Source organism: Brevibacillus sp. 7WMA2 (assembly GCF_010748895.1).
Lineage (GTDB): Bacteria > Bacillota > Bacilli > Brevibacillales > Brevibacillaceae > Brevibacillus_B > Brevibacillus_B halotolerans.
The window spans coordinates 3,025,276-3,044,364 of sequence record NZ_CP048799.1; the positions used below are offsets into that span (position 1 = coordinate 3,025,276).

Consider the following 19,089-nt stretch of genomic DNA (forward strand, 5'->3'; position numbering starts at 1 on the left):
TCTGGTGATCTGTGGTGCTAACGCGCTACAGCCAAGGTCGCGTTCTCTTCATTTGAATCTAAAATGACACTATCTTTCTTTGGTTTACCAGAAACACTTCCTGAAGCCAATCCGTATGGAATGCATAGAGGAACACCACTGCGAGGGTCTGGAATAATGTCAGCCTCAATGCCAAATACATCCCACAGCATTTGATGCGTCATGACCTCAGCAGGGGTCCCTTGAGCCATTACTTTCCCTTTTTTAATAGCGATAACATGATCGGCATAACGAGTAGCATGGTTTAGATCGTGAACAACCATAACAATCGTACGCTTCTCTTCTGTATTTAACTTAGCTAGGAGCTGTAACACTTCTAATTGGTGAGCCATGTCAAGGAACGTCGTTGGTTCGTCCAAGAACAAAATATCCGTCTGCTGGGCTAACGCCATTGCAATCCATGCACGTTGACGCTGACCACCTGACAATTGGTCGACTCCTCTTGTAGCAAACTCATTGATACCGGTAACTTCCAGTGCCCATTGTACAATTTTTTTATCCTCTGGCGTCATGCTCCCCATACCCTTTTGATGAGGGAAGCGTCCATAAGAAACCAATTCTTCTACAGTAAGTCCATCCGGAGCTACTGGATTTTGCGGCAGAATAGCTAAATCCTTGGCTACTTTGCGAGTATCCTGTTGGTGAATGGATTTACCATCCAAGAAAACTCCACCTTTTTTCGGTTTCAAAAGACGTGCCATCGTTTTTAGAATGGTAGACTTACCTGATCCATTTGCACCGACCAGAGCAATGATTTTTCCATCAGGTAATGATATGTTTAAGTCTTCCACAATGAGATTATCATTATAGCCAATGTTTAACTGTTGTGTATGTAAGCGAACCATGATCATCTTCCTTTCGATGTCACGCAATAATATCCTGAATGATACCTTCCCTTAAAATGATATTGGTTCTCATTATCATTGTCAAACATTTTCTATAAAAAAACCAATTAACAGGGGCATTGTTAGCTGCCAAGCAGACTAACATTCACCTTATTAACTGGTTTTTTCGTTACGCCGCACTGTGTGCCAGCTTCGTTTGTTTTTCTTTTGTACCATATTCGTAGGTCCATGTAACCACTTTACCAGCGATTGAAACTGCTAGAAGCGTGTACAAGACTTGAGGTATTGGCAAGAAAAATAACGAAAGCAATAACACAAGGACGTCAAATATTAATAAAACGGTACCTACTGACATACCCGTCCACTTACTTATGAATAGAGACAAAATATCGTCTCCACCTGTTGCCCCACCGAATCTAAGAACCAATCCTAGACCGAAGCCTGTGCTGATTCCAGATAATAAAACAGCGAGCAACATGGCATTGCTAAAGTCAAATACTAGCGGCGAAAAACGCTCACATAGTTCATAGAAAAAGGAAAACGATGTCGCTGCTACAATGGTATTAATCAAAAACTTACGTCCCTTGATCATCATTGCAACTAAAATGACTGGAATGTCTAATGCTAGCATCGTAATAGACGGTGACCAATCAAAAGCGTATTTTCCAAGTAATGATAACCCCACAAATCCACCTTCACTTAAATTATTCTGAAAGTTGATGTGGTAATAGCTAAAGGCCAATAAAAAAGTTCCCAGTAAAATCATGAAGGTTTGTTGGTATGGTTTTGTCCTCATCGAGGCTTCCTCTTTTCGTAGTTAGTTAGTCACTTTCTCCACTAACTACGAAGCAGGTCCTGACAGGATCGCTTGCTTGTATCATAAAGCATCTCTCTTTCGTAGTTAGTGTTCACAGATCAAGAGTGGAACGCTCTAACTACTACGCTACGTATCTGAGAGATCAAACCGTTTCCAGATTGTCCTTCGCGGTAACATCACTATCCGATCCTTTCATTGTAAAGTTACATTTTCATTATAACATAAAAATCGCTTCATGAATCAAACAAGTGGTAATATAGGCTCTTTTTTTATATTTTTTCTAGATGATTACTCATTTTAAAAAAGTGATACAGACAAGATAAATTGACCTAACATAACAACTAAAGGAATGGTTACGAAGCTGATAATTGTGGAACTAACGGTCGCCATCGCTCCTAAATCTTCATCAGCCGCGTATTTGGCGAATAACATGGAGGCTAGCGTCATTGTAGGCATTGCTGCCATCACTAAAGTAACTCGGCTAATCTCTGTCGCTAAGTGAAAGCTCCAAAGCAAACCAGCAACAATGACTGGATACAAGAAAAGCTTAACAAGCATAGACAAACTTAAAATGGGGAGTGCTTGTGCTGTTTGTTGTTTACGTACCAACAGATCGGGAATTAATAAACCGATGTACAGCATGGCTAAGGGAGCAGCTATAGAAGATAACATGGCAGTAAGTGATTTAACCATCTCTGGCGGTTGCCATTCCATTAATGCCAAAACCATCCCAACTACAATAGCCAGCATTGGAATATTTACGATGCTCCTCATATTCTTCCATGTACATCCTTTTTTTCCCTTCAAAACCATAACACCGATTGTCCAGAGCACCAGATCAAGCCCAGCATCGTAGACTGCCGCAAGCAGTCCCCCTGTCGGTCCGAACAGCCCGACACACAAAGGAAGCCCGATAAATCCGGTATTGCCCAGTCCAGCAATAAAGGAAAATTCTTTTCGCTTATTGATCGGCACCTTACATAGGACTGCAAATAAAAAAGCAAGAAGCATTCCAAGACAGCTTAGACCAACAGCAATAAAAAAGATGAGAAATATATGATGCAAGAGTTGCTGGCTCATCTGTGTGTGAAAAATTCCGTTGAGAATGATGCATGGAACAGCTACATTGATAACAATGGTAATTAACAATTGGCGAGCATCAGCAGTGACTGGTTTCATTCGACCAATCATTGCCCCTATTCCAATAATGACAGCCATCATACCCACAGATGAGAACAATGGTGCAAGGGTCAAGCGAATTTCCCTCCTGTTACACTAATAGTATGGCGAAATTCAAAGATTATGTCTGATGCTCCTAAGACATTTGCCCCGATTCTGTCTCCAGTAATAACCATTGCAAATCTACGTTCTCTTTTTGCTCGCAGGTTTGCAACAAATCCCCAAGTAAAGGAATGGCCTTTTCAAGTGAAATAGCCCAATCTGCTGGTACTGGCAGCCCTTCGCCTTCTACGGTGATGATTCTTCCCGCCACTTCCGCATCACCCTGCTTCGTGGTTAGTACATAATGACTGATGTCACGTGCATACTCTTTCCATTGAATTAAGACGTATCCTTCATCACCGCCCGACACAACCAAATCAACATGGTCGCCATAGGCAGCATGTACCAACGTTCTCATTTTCCCATCCAAGCTCGCAATTTCTCGCAGCACCTCGTGCCAAGACACATGTTTTCTTTCTTCTTTGCGTTCATCTGTGTACATGCGCCAATCGTTCAATCGCCTCGCCCCTTTATTAATTATGTTCAACCTTATAAAAGTAATATTGTTCAAAATAATCCAACATTAGTAACAGATATTATCTTCGACTCTGCTTTTTTCATTTTAGCTGATTGTCAAAAGATATCCTTTATTTTAGCATATCGAAGCAAGCTCTCCTGTACAAAAATGCGAAGAATGCACATGTTTGTAAATGTATTCGCTTTCATTCATGAATAAACGCTTATAATTGTGAAAAGAAGAACTTTATCGAAAATCTGTCAAAATTATAAGCATTTGTATCAACATTTTTGGTTTACCATGATGGTTGTAACAAACACTAAAACAGCTTAGAAAAACAAGGAGGTGAGTTCCATGGTGCAGCGCAGTATGAATTGGTGCGCTCGCTTTGGTCTCACGTTTCATGTGTGTAAAACCGTCTTAGCATCCGGCTTGTCATTGTTGATCGCCTCATTATTGTTCGGCAATCATTTTGCCTACTTTGCTCCGCTTGCTGCGGTATTAACCATGCAACTTACCATTGCAGACACTCTGGAAAAGGGAATTTATCGTGTAATTGGTGTCATTGGCGGAGTTGTCTCTAGTATTATTATTCTTCCTTATTTTGAAAATGGAATTCTAGGTCTCGTCCTTGTTCTATTGGTAGGTATGGGTACCGCTACCGCTTTGCGCTTAAATCCACAAATTATTTCACAAATCGGTGTTAGTTCTGTGATGGTAATGACCTTTCAACAAATGCAAGGTTATTCGACTGGCAGGATTTTAGAAACCATTATCGGAGCAATCGTGGCTGTTTTCATTCAAATGGTCATTCGACCAGAGAACTATGTTCCTACTGTTCAAAAGAAACATGCCGAATCTTGTAAGCAATTAGCACAGACATTAACAATTATGGCCACTGCATTAAATAATCACTCTGATGGTGCAACTACTCCGATTGTCGATCCTGCCTCCCTTTTAAAATGGAATAATGAGCTGGAGGCTTCATTAAAGCATGCAAAGAAAAGCCTAAAATATAATGTATTTTACCGAAAAGACCTTAATACGCTCTATTATCTGGAACAACAAATTGATTCTGTTCAAAAGATGTTGATCTCTATATGTAGTATCCTATATACTGCTCAGGAATTAAAATATCTCCCCACTCTTCGGCATACTCTTGATCAGCCTTTGCTTGATGCTAGTGCCGCCATTTCAACATATGGCGCCTTTGTTGCAAATCCGTCCGCAGAGGCCCATCAGGAGCTACTGAATCTGTTATACAGGGTACAACAACAACAATCTCAGCAGTTCATCACATCAATAGAAACTGCCGGTATCTCTTCTTTACGAGAGGTTGGCTGCCTGTACGCAGAGATAAATCGTATGATTGTTGAGATGGAATATTCTGCTCACGTATGGGAGTTATCCACAGCTTCTAAAGACTGCACTGACGAGCGGGTGTCAACGAATTACGCATACAGAGCATAGTAGAAAAAGAGCCTTACCCCAAAAAGGGAAAGGCTCTTTTATTTCTGCAAACTACGTATGATTAATCATTACAGAAACACACCAATATTACAATAATAACGATAATCCATAAAAAGCCGCCATCGAATATACCACCTCTTCTACCGCATCCCATGATCCTTCCTCCTTCTCACGGTCTAGTAGCGGAGAATGCATGGACTCACATACTCCTGCTAGTACCCTATGAATTTCGGTCATGTGATGCTTGGATAAGCGCGTATAAAAGTGAAAAAAAGGCAGATTGCTATGGAAAAATACCTATGTATGATCTTTTGCATCTTGCGCGGAACGAATCAGGTTCATGTTACTACGAATAAACTGTTGTAACTCCTCATAAAACGTCGGATTACATCCCATTACACTGCTTTTAGCATCGTATGGAAGTTCCTTGCCTTCCATTGTGGTAGCAGTACCGCCCGCTTCCTGAATAATAAGCTTGCCTGCTCCAAAATCCCATGGGTTTAATTGCAAGCTGACGTAACCATCCAGTCGTCCTGCTGCTACGTAAGATAGCTCCAAGGCCGCGCTTCCTAACAAGCGCATACCGCGAACTTTCCCCGCTAACTCTTTGAAAATAACATCGATGCCTATCTGCTCAGCGCGTTTATGCCAAAACACACTTGTACAAAGTAAGGCTTCCTCTAATTTTACTTGACGGTGAATACGTAGCTGTCGATCGTTTAAATAAGCTCCTCCACCTTTAGTTGCATAAAACAGCTCATCACGTGATGGGTCATAGACAACACCAACAATTGCTTCCCCTTTGTGATACACGGCGATTGAAACTGAAAAATTAATTTGCTGATGAACAAAATTAGTTGTTCCATCAATAGGGTCAATGATCCACAGGGTATCATATTCAGAAGGGGCCATACCCTGAAACCGATTTTCCTCACCCAAAATGCCATGCTCAGGATATTGCTTAAGAATCATATCAATAACCATCTGCTCTACTTCTTCATCTACAGCTGTGACTAAGTCAGAAGCAGAGGTTTTATAGTTGACTGTATAGGGCTGATTCATTTTCTCCAAACTTAGCTTACCGGCTGTTTTGGCGCATGTGATCGCCAATTCTTTCCACTGTTCCAGTTCATTCGGTTGCAAAGATATCGCCACCCAACCCATCCAATTTTCTTTAGTGTATCATATTTCCCCTTCTCCTACACCTTACATTCCTAAACAACGGCGATGAATAGTTTATCTATTATAAATGCTACACTAGTAATACTATCTCCATTTCGCGACATATTTAGAACGGAAGTGATTATACTTGACCTTTTTTGTATTGATAGTCGTACTATTTAGTAGCCTGAAAATAATGGACATGATAGGTGCTTATCGATATCACATGGTTTACGAGGGACCTGAATGGGAAGCATTTGAATTATATACGTTTTTACAACAGCAGGGCATCCGCTGTCGAATTCGTAATTCTGTAACTGCTACTTTGTTTGAAGATCACCATCTTTTTACAAACAAAAGGCTCTCCTATGTAGAAGTCTTGCACAAGGATGAGACTCAGGCACATATCTTCCTGCGTTCTTTTTGGCATAAAAATAAATAGGACTAGTGTAGTAGCCCCCTTTTTGCTACATAGCCCTATTTCCCATCAACAGCAGCGATTCATTTCACCGCTTTCATATTTGTTTTTTAATGCGAAAAGATAAAATTCCTTCTCTGTCATCGGAAATATTCCAGGAGCTCCGTGTGTCGTATACCAATGCTCCAGATAACGATCATAATCGGGCATACCAAAAATTGTTTTAATGATGGAACGCACCTTTTTGAGTCGCCGTTTCCAGTATCTTATTTTCTTTCGCATTCTCACACACCTCACTTTTCCAACATAATATCCATAACTGACTATATTATTTTTAATACCACTATAACTTTATTAAACATTTCCACTACTAAAAAAATATGATTTTTTACTATATTTTTTGAAATTTCTTTGGGTAAACATATAGATTTCTTTATTGAGACTGTTTTATGATATAGATGGAGCATTTTCTTAGTTTTGTTGTCAGTCCGCTCTCTGTTCCTAAAATGTAGAACTTTATCCCAAACTGCGTTAAAACGCACCCCTATAGTTCTCCTTCACAGCATTTTTTGAACAGTTCTGAAAGCGGACTGGCAACAAGCCTTTGAAGCTAAAGGTAAGCGAAAAACCAGCACATGAGCGGTTTTTCGCTTTTTTATTGGTCTAGTTAAGCGATTAGATTCCCCTTATGATCACGTTTGGTTAGCACAAAAGGTTCCTCTTTCAGCTCGTATCTCTTTCCATTCGCAATAGAGAGCCATAGACGTATTCCATCAACAATAATGGCTATTGTAATTAGTAAAAAGATCGCACAGACAATGGTATCTACCATATCATTAAAAATCATTTTCTCGGCTGCTTCGACGGATGTTACTCCTTTTGGCAACAGTCCTGCCGCTAAAGTCTCCTTGAAGTAGTTGGCATGCGCCCAAAATCCAATCGTAATATCATTAGAAAAAATCTTTTGCCAAGCCGCATACAAGGTGGCCGATGAAAGCCATGCCATTGGAACGAGTGTAACCCAAGCGTAGCGAGCCTTGCCCATTTTAATAATGAGCGTGGTACCAACTACAAAAGCAATTGCCGCTAGCATTTGGTTGGCAATACCGAATAATGGCCAAAGTGTTTTAATCCCGCCCAATGGATCAATAACCCCTTGATACAAAAAGTAGCCCCATCCCGCTGTCACAGCAGCAGACCCGATTAGATTGCCCGGTAGATAGTCCATGCGTTTTAATTTTGGGAACACGTTGCCCAGCATGTCCTGTACCATGAAACGGCCAACGCGTGTTCCAGCATCAATGGTAGTTAAGATAAACACGGCCTCAAACAGAATTGCAAAATGATACCAAAAGGCCATAAAGACTTTTCCACCGATAAAACCTGAAAAAATATGTGCCATTCCCAACGCGAAGGAAGGCGCCCCTCCTGTTCGGGATAAAATACTTGTCTCTCCTACATCCTTGGCTGTTTCCGTTAATAGCTCCGGAGTGATTGGGAAGCCATAATGGTTGGTAATCGTAGCTGCCGCTGTGACTGCATCAGTTCCGATTGCTGATGCGGGTGCATTTACTGCAAAATACAAGCCAGGTGTTAATACGCAGGCCGCAATCATCGCCATGATAGCAACCATAGACTCAGTCAACATTGCCCCATAGCCAATTAAAGGAGCATCGCTTTCCTTGATAATCATTTTTGGCGTTGTGCCTGAAGCGACTAGAGCATGGAAGCCGGAGATGGCTCCGCAAGCGATCGTAATAAAGAGGAAGGGAAAAAGGTTACCGGTAAATACTGGCCCAGTACCATCAATGAACTTTGTTAAAGCTGGCATTTGTAGATTAGGTAATGTGAAAACGATGCCAATGGCTAGAAAAGCGATTGTACCAATTTTTAAAAAAGAACTGAGATAATCGCGTGGGGCTAATAAAAACCATACCGGTAAAACAGAGGCGATAAAACCATAAATGATAATCATAATAGCAAGCTGTGTACCTTCATAATCAAACAACGGGGCCCAGGTAGGCGATTCTGCCACTGCTTGGCCAAAATAAAGAGAGGCAAATAACAGCACAATTCCGATAACAGAGGCCTCCAGCACTCTTCCCGGTCGGAAATAGCGCATGTACAACCCCATCAAAATAGCAATTGGTAGCGTCATGGCAATCGTAAAGGTTGCCCATGGAGAATGAGTAAGAGAATTAACAACAACAAGCGCCAATACAGCAATAAGAATAACCATGATAGCTAGTATTCCAATCATCGCAAGGACGCCCCCAATAGGTCCGATCTCCTCCTTGGCAATCTGACCTAAGGATTTTCCATTGCGTCTCATCGAGCCAAATAGAATAATGAAATCCTGCACTGCTCCTCCCAATACAACCCCTACAATAATCCAAATTGTACCGGGTAAATATCCCATTTGAGCTGCCAATGTAGGTCCTACTAATGGCCCTGCACCTGCAATGGCCGCAAAGTGATGTCCGTATAAAACCCACTTATTGGTTGGCACAAAATCCTTGCCATCGTTATGTATTTCGGCGGGAGTAGCTCGTCTGTCATCCAAGCCCATTATTTTACGGGCAATAAAACGGCTATAAAATCGATAACCTACTGCATATGTACATAAAGCAGCCGTTAATAACCAAAAAGAGCTTACCTGTTCTCCCTTGGATAAAGCCAACGCTCCAAATCCAATGCCTCCTAATGCAGAAATAACTGTCCAAATGATTATGGAAAGTAACTTTCGCTTCATAAAAAGTGCTCCTCCTTTCAGAATGTAAGACACATAACAATAATCTAAATTATCTGATTTTTAACAAAATAACCAGAATCTTTTTTTATGATACCTTACTTGTAGATAAGCTGAAAAGCTTTTTTTAGAAAAATATACATTTTTTTCAAGAAATAGCTGATTATAAAAAAGGAAGCCACTTTTCATACCGACGTAAAAAGTGGCTTTCCTGCTTATTTCGTTATGGGATTGTTATAGATTTCCACGCAACTCCTGCTCCCGCTCCAGTGCTTCAAATAACGCTTTAAAGTTACCATTTCCAAAACCACGGCTGCCTTTACGCTGGATAATCTCAAAGAATAATGTCGGACGATCTACTATTGGCCTACTAAACAATTGCAATAAGTAGCCTTCATCATCGCGATCCACTAAAATTTTTAGCTCTTTTAATTTCTCGATGTCCTCTTCAATTGCCCCCACACGCTCCGCTAAATTTTCGTAATAGGTGTCCGGTACACCTAAGAAATCAACCCCATTTGCCGTTAATTGCGAAACGGTTGTCAAAATATCATTAGTCAATACAGCAATATGTTGAACCCCTGGCCCTTTGTTAAATTCCAGATATTCTTGGATTTGCGATTTGCGTTTGCCTTCCGCAGGCTCATTGATTGGAAATTTAATTCGCCCCGTACCGTTTTGCATAACCTTGGACATGAGCGCGGAGTATTCAGTAGAAATGTCATCGTCGCTGAAGTTTTGGGAAGATGTAAAGCCCATAACTTTCTCATAGAATCCAACCCATTCGTCCATAACCTCAACGTTCCCTACGATATGATCGATACCAATTAGACCTGTAGGCTGACAGGCAAACGGAGCTTGATAAGGTTGGAAGCCTGGATAAAACACCCCTTTATAATCCTTCCGTTCAATAAAGGAATGGACTGTTTCTCCATAAGTAGCAATCGTTGCTTTTTTTATGGTTCCATGCTCATCACTAAATTCCGTAGGCTCCATGATAGATGTAGCGCCACGGGAAATCGCTTCCTGGTAAGCCTTTTCACAATTTTCAACGCGAAGAGCAATGTCCTTAACTCCCTCGCCGTGTAGCTTAATGAAATCAGTAATCGGATGATCAGGCTCTAATGCTCCTGTCAACACCAAACGAATGTGATTCTGCTTTAACGCATAAGAGACCTGAGTGCGACTCCCTGTTTCCAAACCACGATAAGCATACGGCTCAAATCCAAATGCCTTTGCGTAATAGTACAGTGCCTGTTTCGCATTTCCTACATACAACTCAACATAGTCCCAATCTTGAATAGGGAAAAAGTCTTTTACGCTCACACCGCTCAACCTCCGACTATTCTGAATTTTTAAACCTATTTATTTGAGATTACATGGTCTGTTTTTTTCATGCAAGAATATGGAGTAACGCTTAAACGCTTTCATGCAATATCAATAATAGTCTTCTGTCTATCTGCTCCAATCAGTTATGATAAGTAAAAGGATAGTTGAAGGGAGCGAAGTGCGATGCAGGAGTGGAATACATTTGTTTCAGAGCAATGGAATCAAATGGCAGGTGATTGGCATGAGCGAAGCAAGGGAATGTGGGAACAGGGCAGTCGGAAAACGATCCTCCCTTTATTTACAGAGCTTCTTTCTGCCAGCAAGGGTCGAATACTGGATGCTGGCTGTGGAGATGGATATGCTAGCTTCAAGCTAGCCTCTGTAGGGTATGATGTAACAGGCTTGGATATTTCCTCAGAAATGATAGCCTATGCCACCAAGCAGGCCAACCTGCTTACCGATTCTCCTTCTCTACAATTTATGGAGGGAGATATTTCTGCTACGGCATATCCAGACCAATCCTTTGCAGGTATCCTATCCATTAACGCGATGGAGTTTACTTCCTCTCCCCTAGTTGTCCTTCAAGAATTTCGACGCATCCTGCAACCAGATGGATTGCTGCTACTGGGAGTCTTGGGACCCACAGCAGGCCCGCGGGCACATAGCTATCCACGTTTGTATGGGAAAGCCACTATCCAGAACACGATCATGCCCTGGGAAGCAAAACAGCTAGCACAGGAGAATGGATTTTTTCTGCAAAAGGAATCACATGTGTATAAAGATGATTTTCCTCCTGTCCTCGCTCATTCTCTGAGCATGGAATTACGTGAAGCAGTCAGTTTTGTAACCTTGCTTGCCTTACGTAAGCACCCAGATCTCTAAACAAATCATTCATTTTGTAAAGGAGCCAGCTATGCAAGTACCCTATCTCACAAATCCATTACACCATTTGCAAAAGGTACGTGATCTGACGCTACTTCGGATCAATGAAGCACAAAGCATCGTTATCGCCTGCGATTCAGATGGCGGCATCGGCACCAAACCACAGGATATCGTCCAAATAGCACCCGATCTGTTAGGACGGTTTGCTGTTCGTGTACCGCTTTTTGAATTGATTGCTTGTGGAGCCACTCCGTTTATGATATGCGATACGCTAGCGGTAGAGCTTGAGGGCTACGGGGAAGAAATTCTCCGTGGTATTAAGGAATATGCGCAAGAAGCAGGCGTCACTGAGGATATACAGTTTACAGGAAGTACAGAGGAAAACATTCCAACCACGCAGACAGGGATTGGTATAACCGTACTTGGGCTGGTACAGCAAGCTCAGTTTTCCCCAGGAACAGCCAAGCCTCAAGAAGCTATCATGTGTGCAGGTATTCCAAAAAGCGGACCCAAGCATGAGGTTCGATTAGACGATCCCGAGATGCTTTCCCTAGCTGACTTAATCCAACTACGTGCTCATCCTGGTGTTCATGATCTGTTGCCCGTTGGCTCAAAAGGAATCGCTTATGAAATGGAGCAGTTAGCTGCAAGTGCCTCGCTTACATATCGTCTCACTACTCCTCTTCCTCTTGATCTGAAGCAATCTGGCGGCCCTTCTACTTGTGTGATCTTTTCAGCGGCAGTTGAGCTACTTGAAGAATTTCGAAATCAATTACGTTGTCCTGTACATGTTTTAGCTATTCTTGAATAAAGTAAAAGGGACAGCGTGAAGGGCATTGCCTACTAAGTAAGAAAACAGCTTGTCCAACAAGTGCAGAGCAGTGGACTGTATCCATCGCAAGGGAGAGAACAGCTATCTTCTACCTTTAGAAGAAGCTGTTCTCTCTTTCTGTTCCCACTCAAAAAAAAGACCTCAGTTAGCGAAAACAAACTGAGGTAGCCTGTATTTACATTTATCCCTCCATAGGAGAGGTAGTACCTGAGGTTTGAGGTGTTGCCCCTGCTGGTTTTTCAACAGGAACTCTTTTTGCTGCTACGAAATCATCTGGTGCTTTTCGTTTTTTTAGGAAAAACAGCACCAATGGAATGCATAAAAGAATTGGCAACGCCGATACCATAAAAGTGTCGGCAATCCCTCTCGTGAAGGCTTCTTTCTGAATCAAACCCGCGAGTATGGCAGAGGCGCCTCCCATTGAAGTAGCGGAGTCTACCCCACTTTGTGCATATACCCCTGATAGCATGCTCAGCATTTGATTTGCTGTATCGTTTGTCACTTGCATATTTTCACTGATCCGCACGGCATGGAAGGTTTGCCGATTACTCATCAGTGCTGTCAAAATCGCAATAGCAAAGGAGCCCATCACTTGGCGAATCAGATTAGATAACGAAGAAGCACGACCAACCATAGATTTCTCGATGGCGTTCATCCCCACTGTTGAAAGTGGTGTCATACAAAGTCCCATTCCCAAGCCCCTAATGGTTAATAACACATCAATCCAACGATGGGGAGTGTCTTGAGCTAAATTTTGAAGCTCGAAGGTGGTTATCCCCGCGAGAGTCAATCCAATCAATCCTAATGGAACAACACCGAATTTATCAAATAATTTACCGCCTAACGGCATCATTAACGCCATGGCAATTGACTGGGGCATCAATAGAATACCTGTCTGCATGGCAGATAAACCTTGGATATTCTGCATATACAACGGCATCATAAAAATACCACCGAACATTCCCATAGTAAGAAAACTAACAATCAATAAACTAAGTGAGAATGTTCCATTCTTTAAAATACGGAGCTCAATCAATGGTTGCTCCGTAGTTAGCTCTACATAGACCAATAACGATAAGCTAGACACAGCCACAAATAATAGGCTAACGATGTACAATGATGTCCAACCCTCTGATTGTCCCTTTGATAAGGCTAGCAATAACGAAGCAAAACCAATGATAGATAAGATGGCCCCGGGAAAATCAAATTTCAAATCCTTTTTTAGTGGTGTTTCTTTTAAAATCATGCTACTCATAATTACCGCTAGAACCCCTACTGGCACACCCATGAAGAAGAGAAACCGCCAGTTGAAATATTCGATGACGTATCCGCTCAACGTAGGACCGACAGCAGGAGCTACCATGGCTGAAATCCCCCATAAGCCAAGCGCTGTCCCTATTTGTTCCCGTGGCATAATCGTGTAGATGATAGACATCCCGATCGGCATAATGAAACCACCGCTTAACCCTTGCACCACTCTGAAAAAAATCATACTGCTATCATTCCATGAAAATCCACAAAACGTTGAGCTGATCGTAAAAAAAGCAAGTGAGGTTACGAATACCCGCTTATAACCAAACTTATCTCCAAGCGCCCCGCTCATGGGAATCACAACCGCGGAAGCAAGCATATACCCTGTCAGCACCCATTGAATAGTGTCAGTGGTGGAACCAAATACAGCTACCAGCTTAGGCAGGGCAATGTTGATTAAGCTATTATTTAAGACGGCCACGAAAGTCCCCATTACAATAGCAGCCAACGCCAACCATTTATAAGAAGCGTTCTCCTTGTTGTTAGAAGCAGACAAATTGATCGCCTCCTAGTTTATTTGGACCTGACTACCATCATGCAGATCTTTAGCTGGTTGTGTAACAATCTGATCGTTAGCAGCAACACCTGCTTTTGCATATAACCAATCAGAATTTTTCTCTGTTACTTCAACAGGAGTCATGTGAACGGTATTTCCATCTACTTTATAAACAAATTTTTTACCATCCTGATCAATGACAGAGCTTTTCGGAATCTCTACTCCTGTAGCCACTTGAGCATCTGTGCCAAAATAGACCTCAGCAATCATTCCAGCTAATAACGAACCGTCATTTTTCACTCTGATTTTAACAGGGAAAGTCGTACTGTTTGCATCAGATACAGGGCTGATAAAATCAATGGTTCCTACCATTTTCTTATCCTTATTTACTACAACCTGTACCGTCTGTCCCTTTTTCAAAGGATTTACTTGTTCTTGAGGAACACTCGCTTTTATAACTACTGTATCCATGTTGACGATGGTCATTAGCGGGATACTAGGCGCCGCCATTTCCCCCGGCTCGATATTGCGAATCGCAATCATTCCATCGATTGGCGATGTGATCGTTGCGTTAGATAATGTTGTCTTCGCTAAATCCAAACCTGCTTTTTGACGCGTTACATCCGCTTGCAGAGCTGTTATAGAATTGGAGGTTGCACCTGCTTTAGCTAAATCAAGCTGTGCTTTGGTTTGCTCATATCCTGATTTAGCTTGTTCTAATGCAAGCGATGCTTTATCTAATTCAGCTTGAGGCACAGCCCCTGTATCAAATAAAGCCTTCATGCGATCATAGGTTTTTTGAGCGACATCCCATCCCACTTTTGCTTGCTGTAAGGCGCTGTTTAGCCGCTCCAAATCCTGTTGACGTGCACCTGCCTTGGTATCATTTAATTTTGCTTGAGAGGCTACAATGCCAGCTTCAGCTTGTCGTACTTGTTGTACTAGCTCAGCGTTTTCAAGAGTTGCTAACACCGTTCCCTTTTTGACACGATCGCCCTCTTTTACGTTGACATTTGCTACTCGACCGGACAATTTGGAAACCACCTGAACCTGTTGATCGGGTACAATTTTGCCTGATGCCATCAAGCCAGAAGAATTCGTAGTAGATACAACTTTCATCGTTTGTACAATGGGAGCATTTGTTATTTCATTGTCGCTATTGTTGCTACAGCCACCGAGCAACAAAGCCATTATGGCAAAAGTACCTGCTATCCCTTTTTGTCTTTTATTCATACTCTTCACCCTAATTCCCTTTCAAATGAATTTTAATCACAGCACTCATACCTGGTAAAATGCGGCTGTTTTGTTTATCGTTAATAGAAATTTTAATTGGTATTCGCTGTGTTACTTTTGTGAAGTTACCACTTGTGCTAGTTGCAGGCAACAAAGAGAACGTAGAGGCTGTCGCTGTTCCCAATTCGGAAACCTGTCCTCTAAATGTCTGACCTTTAAATGAATCTAAGGTGAATTCAACAGATTGCCCTACATGAATCCGACCTAAGTCTGTCTCTTCAATGTTAGCTGACACGTAGAGCTTGTTCATATCCACAATCGTTGCAACGGACTGACCAGGAGCTACCACTTCTCCACTTTTAGCCGTTACCTTTAACACTGTACCGGTAATCGGAGCACGCAAAGTAGCATTATCTAACATGTTGCCAGCGATATTTGTTGTATCCTGTTGACCCACAATTTGCTCTGCTATAACGCTTTGACCATCTGACAGGTCTAGCGAAGTTAATTTGCCAGATATCCGTGGCATTACACGATACGTATCACCCGCAACACGAGCATCTTCCGTAGTTATGTAATGGGTACCTTGGTACCAATAGTAATAACCGATTCCTCCACCTGCTACAACCATAAGCAGTAGTATGGTGGATAGAATAAATTTCTTTTTCATGTTCTCTCCTCAATCCTCTTCTCAAATTGTCTAATGAGCAGTTGTAGGGCATCGACGATTTTGTCTATCTCTTCTTCCGATAGGTCTTTTATGAGTTCTGTAAAATATTCCTTTTGCATCACCGGGATGGAATTAGCCATCTCCTCGAATTTGTTTGTGATGTGAATCCAGACTACGCGCCGATCAGCAGTATCCCGCACACGTTCGATGTACCCCTCCCTCTCTAAGCGATCGACTATCCCGGAAACTGTACTGCAAGAGAGATAGAGGTCCTTACTTAATTGGCCAATCGTCATAGGTCCATCCTTAATCTTGCGCATCACACTAATCTGAGGCATCGTAATTCCTACTTCGCTAAGCTCCTGTGTAATCATCATTCCAATGATTTTATTAAGTTGTCTTACCCCATCACGTATGATCAGCCCTTTAGGCACCTCATATCACCTCTTACATATATTCGCGATCGCTACTATTATTTCGCACTCAAAAATTTCGTACACGAAATAATATAGGGGAGAGAAAAAATTTATGCAAGAAATTTTTTAATAAAAATGCACTTTTCCTATCTGCAAATAAAAAGACCCGAAAAATGGACCGTATGTTCATGGCCCATTCTTCGGGTTATAGCACTCTTTCTCTTGCTAGATATTTACGTGATTCTGAAATACCGGGGTGCTGTTTTACAATGATTAAAATATTTTCGATGAATAGATAATGCCCTTCCAGAAACTCCAAATCTCTTCGTTGGAACGAATCAACTTGTAAATACTGTTGCATCTCAAGCGTGTATTTTTCGAGCTTGTGTGCAAATTGATTGGCATTAAGCATCTGTTCTACTTCTGGGAATTCCGTTTTGAGCCTACGTATCTCTTCATATAATTTCGTGGCTTCACTGATTAGTTGATAGGCAGTTCGTTCTAAAGCAGCTACCGATGTTTGTTCTTCCTCACGCCGTGCTTGAAGCAAAGCAGACAGGTACGTAATAAAATGATAGATTGTTAAAAATAGAGGACCTAAAAAAAGAATGATCCCTGCTTTATATACATGCTGATTGGTTATATTGGTTACTAGTACAAACAAATGGTACAAAATAGCTCCCAACCACACATAGATAATCACTTGATGGTTAACCCCACCAGCTTCACCTTGTTTGGAAAAAACAAAGGTTAAGCCCAGCAGATAAAAAGCAAGTAATGTAAAGCTGGCACTAAACAAAATCATTTCCATTTCTAACAGCCACGTTGCTTCAGCAGGTATGGTAACAAAAAATTCAACGGTTAAGACTATTAAGCTAAAGATGAAGCCCATAATCCAAAATCGGCTCACATCTCGATCAGCTCGGCGGCGCATTCGATGTCTTTCTGATCGGGAGTTTTTCATGCTTTTCACCTCACTCTACACCCGATACATTTCGCCATATTTCGTCAAAATCCTTTTCTGTAACAGAAAGAAGCCCTAGTCCCGTTACATAAATAGGAAAAGAGCTTCTCCGTTGCGATATTTTACTTTGTCCAAGCGAAAAAACGCTTATTTGCCAAATCGTTTACCAGGTCTGCTTGGTGCTTGTCCCGGACGACCAGCCGCTGACTGTCCTCCTGAACGAGGTTTTGCTTTACCTTTATTTGCTTTAGCAGCTTTCTTTGCTTCTTCACGCTTGTGATTACGGTCGTATTGTGTTTTCCACTCTTCCATTTCTTGCTTCAGCTTGCGCTTATAACCAGGCTTTACCTTTTTATTTTTTACAAGAGCATTTTTAAGTGGAGCTTCTTTTTCTGCTTTTGCAATTTGCTGCTGTTTCTTCTTCTCGGTTTTGAGCTCAGTATAATGCTGCTCACGCTCTGCTGCACGTGCTTTGCGCCCTGCATCCAAGTGACGAGTATGCGTAAGTAATTTTTCTTCGATATCCGCCTTTGTTGCAGAACCAAAGCGAGCCATGACGCTTTTTTGGCGTGGAGTCACAAAAGAAATAGAATTTCCAAGCTGATTAGCGCGTCCCGTACGTCCAACACGGTGAATATAGCTTTCTACATCGCTTGGGATATCGTAGTTAAATACATGAGTAACCCCTTCGACATCAAGTCCGCGAGCCGCAATATCGGTAGCTACAAGGAACTGGAATTTCATATTCCGAAAATCCTTCATCAGAGTTTCGCGTTTCTTTTGAGACAAATCACCGTATAACGCCTTGGCATCATAGCCAGCCTCTTGTAAACGTGTTGTTAAGATCTTTACACGCTGTTGTGTGTTAGCAAAAATAATACCTAGGAATGGCTTAGTGACCTCAATGAGATCAAGAAGCGCATCGATTTTATCTGTTTGATTGATTACATAGTATTCTTGTGTGATATTAGCAACCGTTTTTTGCTTTGATTCAATTTTAATATGCGGTGGTTGCTTCATAAAACGTTGTCCCAGCTTCTTTACCATATCAGGCATAGTCGCCGAGAATAGCAATACCTGTCGGCTGCTTGGTGTGGAAACAATAATCTTTTCCACATCCTCTAAAAAGCCCATCTCTAGCATCTTGTCAGCCTCATCCAATACCAATGTATGAATGCGGCCAAAATGTAGTGTTTCACGACGCATATGATCAAGTACGCGTCCTGGAGTTCCCACTACGATATGAACAGTCCCTTTTAGCTTATTCATTTGACGCTCAATATCTGTACCGCCATGCAAGGATAACACACTCACATTCAGGTGTTTCCCCAGCTTCTCAATTTCACTAGCAATCTGAATAGAAAGCTCACGGGTTGGAGTAAGGATCAATGTCTGAATATCCTTTTTTCCTTCCTGTAGCTTTTGGAGGATCGGCAATACAAACGCTGCTGTTTTCCCAGTACCCGTTTGCGCTTGTCCGATGACATCCTTACCTTCTAAAATCAATGGAATCGCTTCTTCTTGAATAGCTGTCGGCTCTTTATAAAACAGGTCGGAAATCCCCTGCATAATCTCCGGTCGCAAACCAAATTGTTCGAACTTAGCCATCTTTTCACTTCCTTCTTAACGAAAACCGTACTGTCTGATCCAGTCTGCTACCACTCTCTTTTGGATCTACCAGCCTATTCGCTCATGTTTGTCCTAGAAGACACTTTCTCT

General features: G+C 41.8%; 18 protein-coding genes. 4 read left to right on the forward strand and 14 right to left on the reverse strand.

Features of this window, described 5'->3' with window-relative positions:
* Nucleotides 1-17 precede the first annotated feature (17 nt).
* From GOP56_RS12475 to GOP56_RS12490, 4 genes are all read right to left on the reverse strand, one after another.
* Nucleotides 18-884 carry an ABC transporter ATP-binding protein gene (locus tag GOP56_RS12475; RefSeq protein WP_163245751.1) on the reverse strand — a complete coding sequence of 289 codons (867 nt, stop codon included), beginning with the start codon at nt 882-884 and terminating at the stop codon, nt 18-20.
* 169 nt (nt 885-1,053) lie between these two features.
* Nucleotides 1,054-1,680 carry a YitT family protein gene (locus tag GOP56_RS12480; RefSeq protein WP_003334770.1) on the reverse strand — a complete coding sequence of 209 codons (627 nt, stop codon included), beginning with the start codon at nt 1,678-1,680 and terminating at the stop codon, nt 1,054-1,056.
* Nucleotides 1,681-1,998: 318 nt separating this feature from the next.
* Nucleotides 1,999-2,955, reverse strand: coding sequence for an AEC family transporter (locus tag GOP56_RS12485; RefSeq protein ID WP_254068412.1), 957 nt, complete (start codon nt 2,953-2,955; stop codon nt 1,999-2,001).
* A gap of 61 nt (nt 2,956-3,016) precedes the next feature.
* Nucleotides 3,017-3,439, reverse strand: a complete 423-nt coding sequence (locus GOP56_RS12490; RefSeq protein WP_174250673.1) for a hypothetical protein — start codon at nt 3,437-3,439, stop codon at nt 3,017-3,019.
* Nucleotides 3,440-3,793: 354 nt separating this feature from the next.
* On the opposite strand from GOP56_RS12490, the gene GOP56_RS12495 reads away from it, so the two are divergent.
* Nucleotides 3,794-4,909 carry an FUSC family protein gene (locus tag GOP56_RS12495; protein WP_163245752.1) on the forward strand — a complete coding sequence of 372 codons (1,116 nt, stop codon included), beginning with the start codon at nt 3,794-3,796 and terminating at the stop codon, nt 4,907-4,909.
* Between the two features lie 297 nt (nt 4,910-5,206).
* Here the strand turns inward: GOP56_RS12495 and GOP56_RS12500 are convergent, their stop codons facing one another.
* Nucleotides 5,207-6,073 carry an inositol monophosphatase family protein gene (locus GOP56_RS12500; RefSeq protein ID WP_003342415.1) on the reverse strand — a complete coding sequence of 289 codons (867 nt, stop codon included), beginning with the start codon at nt 6,071-6,073 and terminating at the stop codon, nt 5,207-5,209.
* 145 nt (nt 6,074-6,218) lie between these two features.
* Here GOP56_RS12500 and GOP56_RS12505 point away from each other — a divergent pair, with 145 nt between their 5' ends.
* Nucleotides 6,219-6,512: a hypothetical protein gene (locus GOP56_RS12505; RefSeq protein WP_254068413.1), complete on the forward strand. Its 294-nt coding sequence runs from the start codon at nt 6,219-6,221 to the stop codon at nt 6,510-6,512.
* A gap of 45 nt (nt 6,513-6,557) precedes the next feature.
* Here the strand turns inward: GOP56_RS12505 and GOP56_RS12510 are convergent, their stop codons facing one another.
* The 3 genes from GOP56_RS12510 to hppD form a co-directional block, all read right to left on the reverse strand.
* Nucleotides 6,558-6,770, reverse strand: coding sequence for a CstA-like transporter-associated (seleno)protein (locus tag GOP56_RS12510; RefSeq protein WP_003342413.1), 213 nt, complete (start codon nt 6,768-6,770; stop codon nt 6,558-6,560).
* A 385-nt stretch (nt 6,771-7,155) separates the two neighbouring features.
* Nucleotides 7,156-9,240 (reverse strand): carbon starvation CstA family protein, encoded by a 2,085-nt coding sequence (locus GOP56_RS12515; protein WP_022585955.1) that lies wholly within the window; start codon nt 9,238-9,240, stop codon nt 7,156-7,158.
* Nucleotides 9,241-9,471: 231 nt separating this feature from the next.
* Nucleotides 9,472-10,563 (reverse strand): 4-hydroxyphenylpyruvate dioxygenase, encoded by a 1,092-nt coding sequence (gene hppD, locus GOP56_RS12520; RefSeq protein ID WP_163245753.1) that lies wholly within the window; start codon nt 10,561-10,563, stop codon nt 9,472-9,474.
* Between the two features lie 186 nt (nt 10,564-10,749).
* Here hppD and GOP56_RS12525 point away from each other — a divergent pair, with 186 nt between their 5' ends.
* Together GOP56_RS12525 and GOP56_RS12530 are read left to right on the forward strand one after the other, a co-directional pair.
* Nucleotides 10,750-11,448, forward strand: a complete 699-nt coding sequence (locus tag GOP56_RS12525) for a class I SAM-dependent methyltransferase (RefSeq protein ID WP_163245754.1) — start codon at nt 10,750-10,752, stop codon at nt 11,446-11,448.
* Nucleotides 11,449-11,479: 31 nt separating this feature from the next.
* Complete coding sequence (locus tag GOP56_RS12530; RefSeq protein WP_003342405.1) at nt 11,480-12,259, forward strand: AIR synthase related protein; 780 nt, start codon at nt 11,480-11,482, stop codon at nt 12,257-12,259.
* A 202-nt stretch (nt 12,260-12,461) separates the two neighbouring features.
* On the opposite strand, the gene GOP56_RS12535 is transcribed toward GOP56_RS12530, so the two are convergent.
* From GOP56_RS12535 to GOP56_RS12560, 6 genes are all read right to left on the reverse strand, one after another.
* Nucleotides 12,462-14,087 (reverse strand): DHA2 family efflux MFS transporter permease subunit, encoded by a 1,626-nt coding sequence (locus tag GOP56_RS12535; protein WP_022585952.1) that lies wholly within the window; start codon nt 14,085-14,087, stop codon nt 12,462-12,464.
* A 12-nt stretch (nt 14,088-14,099) separates the two neighbouring features.
* The gene (locus GOP56_RS12540) at nt 14,100-15,320 is read right to left on the reverse strand and encodes an efflux RND transporter periplasmic adaptor subunit (RefSeq protein WP_163245755.1); all 1,221 of its coding nucleotides are present in this window, start codon (nt 15,318-15,320) and stop codon (nt 14,100-14,102) included.
* 10 nt (nt 15,321-15,330) lie between these two features.
* Nucleotides 15,331-15,990: an HlyD family secretion protein gene (locus GOP56_RS12545; RefSeq protein ID WP_003334752.1), complete on the reverse strand. Its 660-nt coding sequence runs from the start codon at nt 15,988-15,990 to the stop codon at nt 15,331-15,333.
* Nucleotides 15,987-16,424: a MarR family winged helix-turn-helix transcriptional regulator gene (locus tag GOP56_RS12550; protein WP_003334751.1), complete on the reverse strand. Its 438-nt coding sequence runs from the start codon at nt 16,422-16,424 to the stop codon at nt 15,987-15,989. Before GOP56_RS12550 ends, GOP56_RS12545 begins: the two co-directional genes overlap by 4 nt.
* 187 nt (nt 16,425-16,611) lie before the next feature.
* Complete coding sequence (locus tag GOP56_RS12555) at nt 16,612-17,370, reverse strand: hypothetical protein (protein WP_003334750.1); 759 nt, start codon at nt 17,368-17,370, stop codon at nt 16,612-16,614.
* A gap of 147 nt (nt 17,371-17,517) precedes the next feature.
* Nucleotides 17,518-18,978: a DEAD/DEAH box helicase gene (locus tag GOP56_RS12560; RefSeq protein ID WP_163245756.1), complete on the reverse strand. Its 1,461-nt coding sequence runs from the start codon at nt 18,976-18,978 to the stop codon at nt 17,518-17,520.
* Nucleotides 18,979-19,089 lie beyond the last annotated feature (111 nt).

Coding starts and splice junctions, on each gene's coding strand:
- GOP56_RS12475 (WP_163245751.1), bottom strand. CDS start 884: ATGGTTCGCTTACATACACAACAGTTAAACATTGGCTATAATGATAAT.
- GOP56_RS12480 (WP_003334770.1), bottom strand. CDS start 1,680: ATGAGGACAAAACCATACCAACAAACCTTCATGATTTTACTGGGAACT.
- GOP56_RS12495 (WP_163245752.1), top strand. CDS start 3,794: ATGGTGCAGCGCAGTATGAATTGGTGCGCTCGCTTTGGTCTCACGTTT.
- GOP56_RS12500 (WP_003342415.1), bottom strand. CDS start 6,073: ATGGGTTGGGTGGCGATATCTTTGCAACCGAATGAACTGGAACAGTGG.
- GOP56_RS12510 (WP_003342413.1), bottom strand. CDS start 6,770: ATGCGAAAGAAAATAAGATACTGGAAACGGCGACTCAAAAAGGTGCGT.
- GOP56_RS12515 (WP_022585955.1), bottom strand. CDS start 9,240: ATGAAGCGAAAGTTACTTTCCATAATCATTTGGACAGTTATTTCTGCA.
- GOP56_RS12525 (WP_163245754.1), top strand. CDS start 10,750: ATGCAGGAGTGGAATACATTTGTTTCAGAGCAATGGAATCAAATGGCA.
- GOP56_RS12530 (WP_003342405.1), top strand. CDS start 11,480: ATGCAAGTACCCTATCTCACAAATCCATTACACCATTTGCAAAAGGTA.
- GOP56_RS12540 (WP_163245755.1), bottom strand. CDS start 15,320: ATGAATAAAAGACAAAAAGGGATAGCAGGTACTTTTGCCATAATGGCT.
- GOP56_RS12545 (WP_003334752.1), bottom strand. CDS start 15,990: ATGAAAAAGAAATTTATTCTATCCACCATACTACTGCTTATGGTTGTA.
- GOP56_RS12555 (WP_003334750.1), bottom strand. CDS start 17,370: ATGAAAAACTCCCGATCAGAAAGACATCGAATGCGCCGCCGAGCTGAT.
- GOP56_RS12560 (WP_163245756.1), bottom strand. CDS start 18,978: ATGGCTAAGTTCGAACAATTTGGTTTGCGACCGGAGATTATGCAGGGG.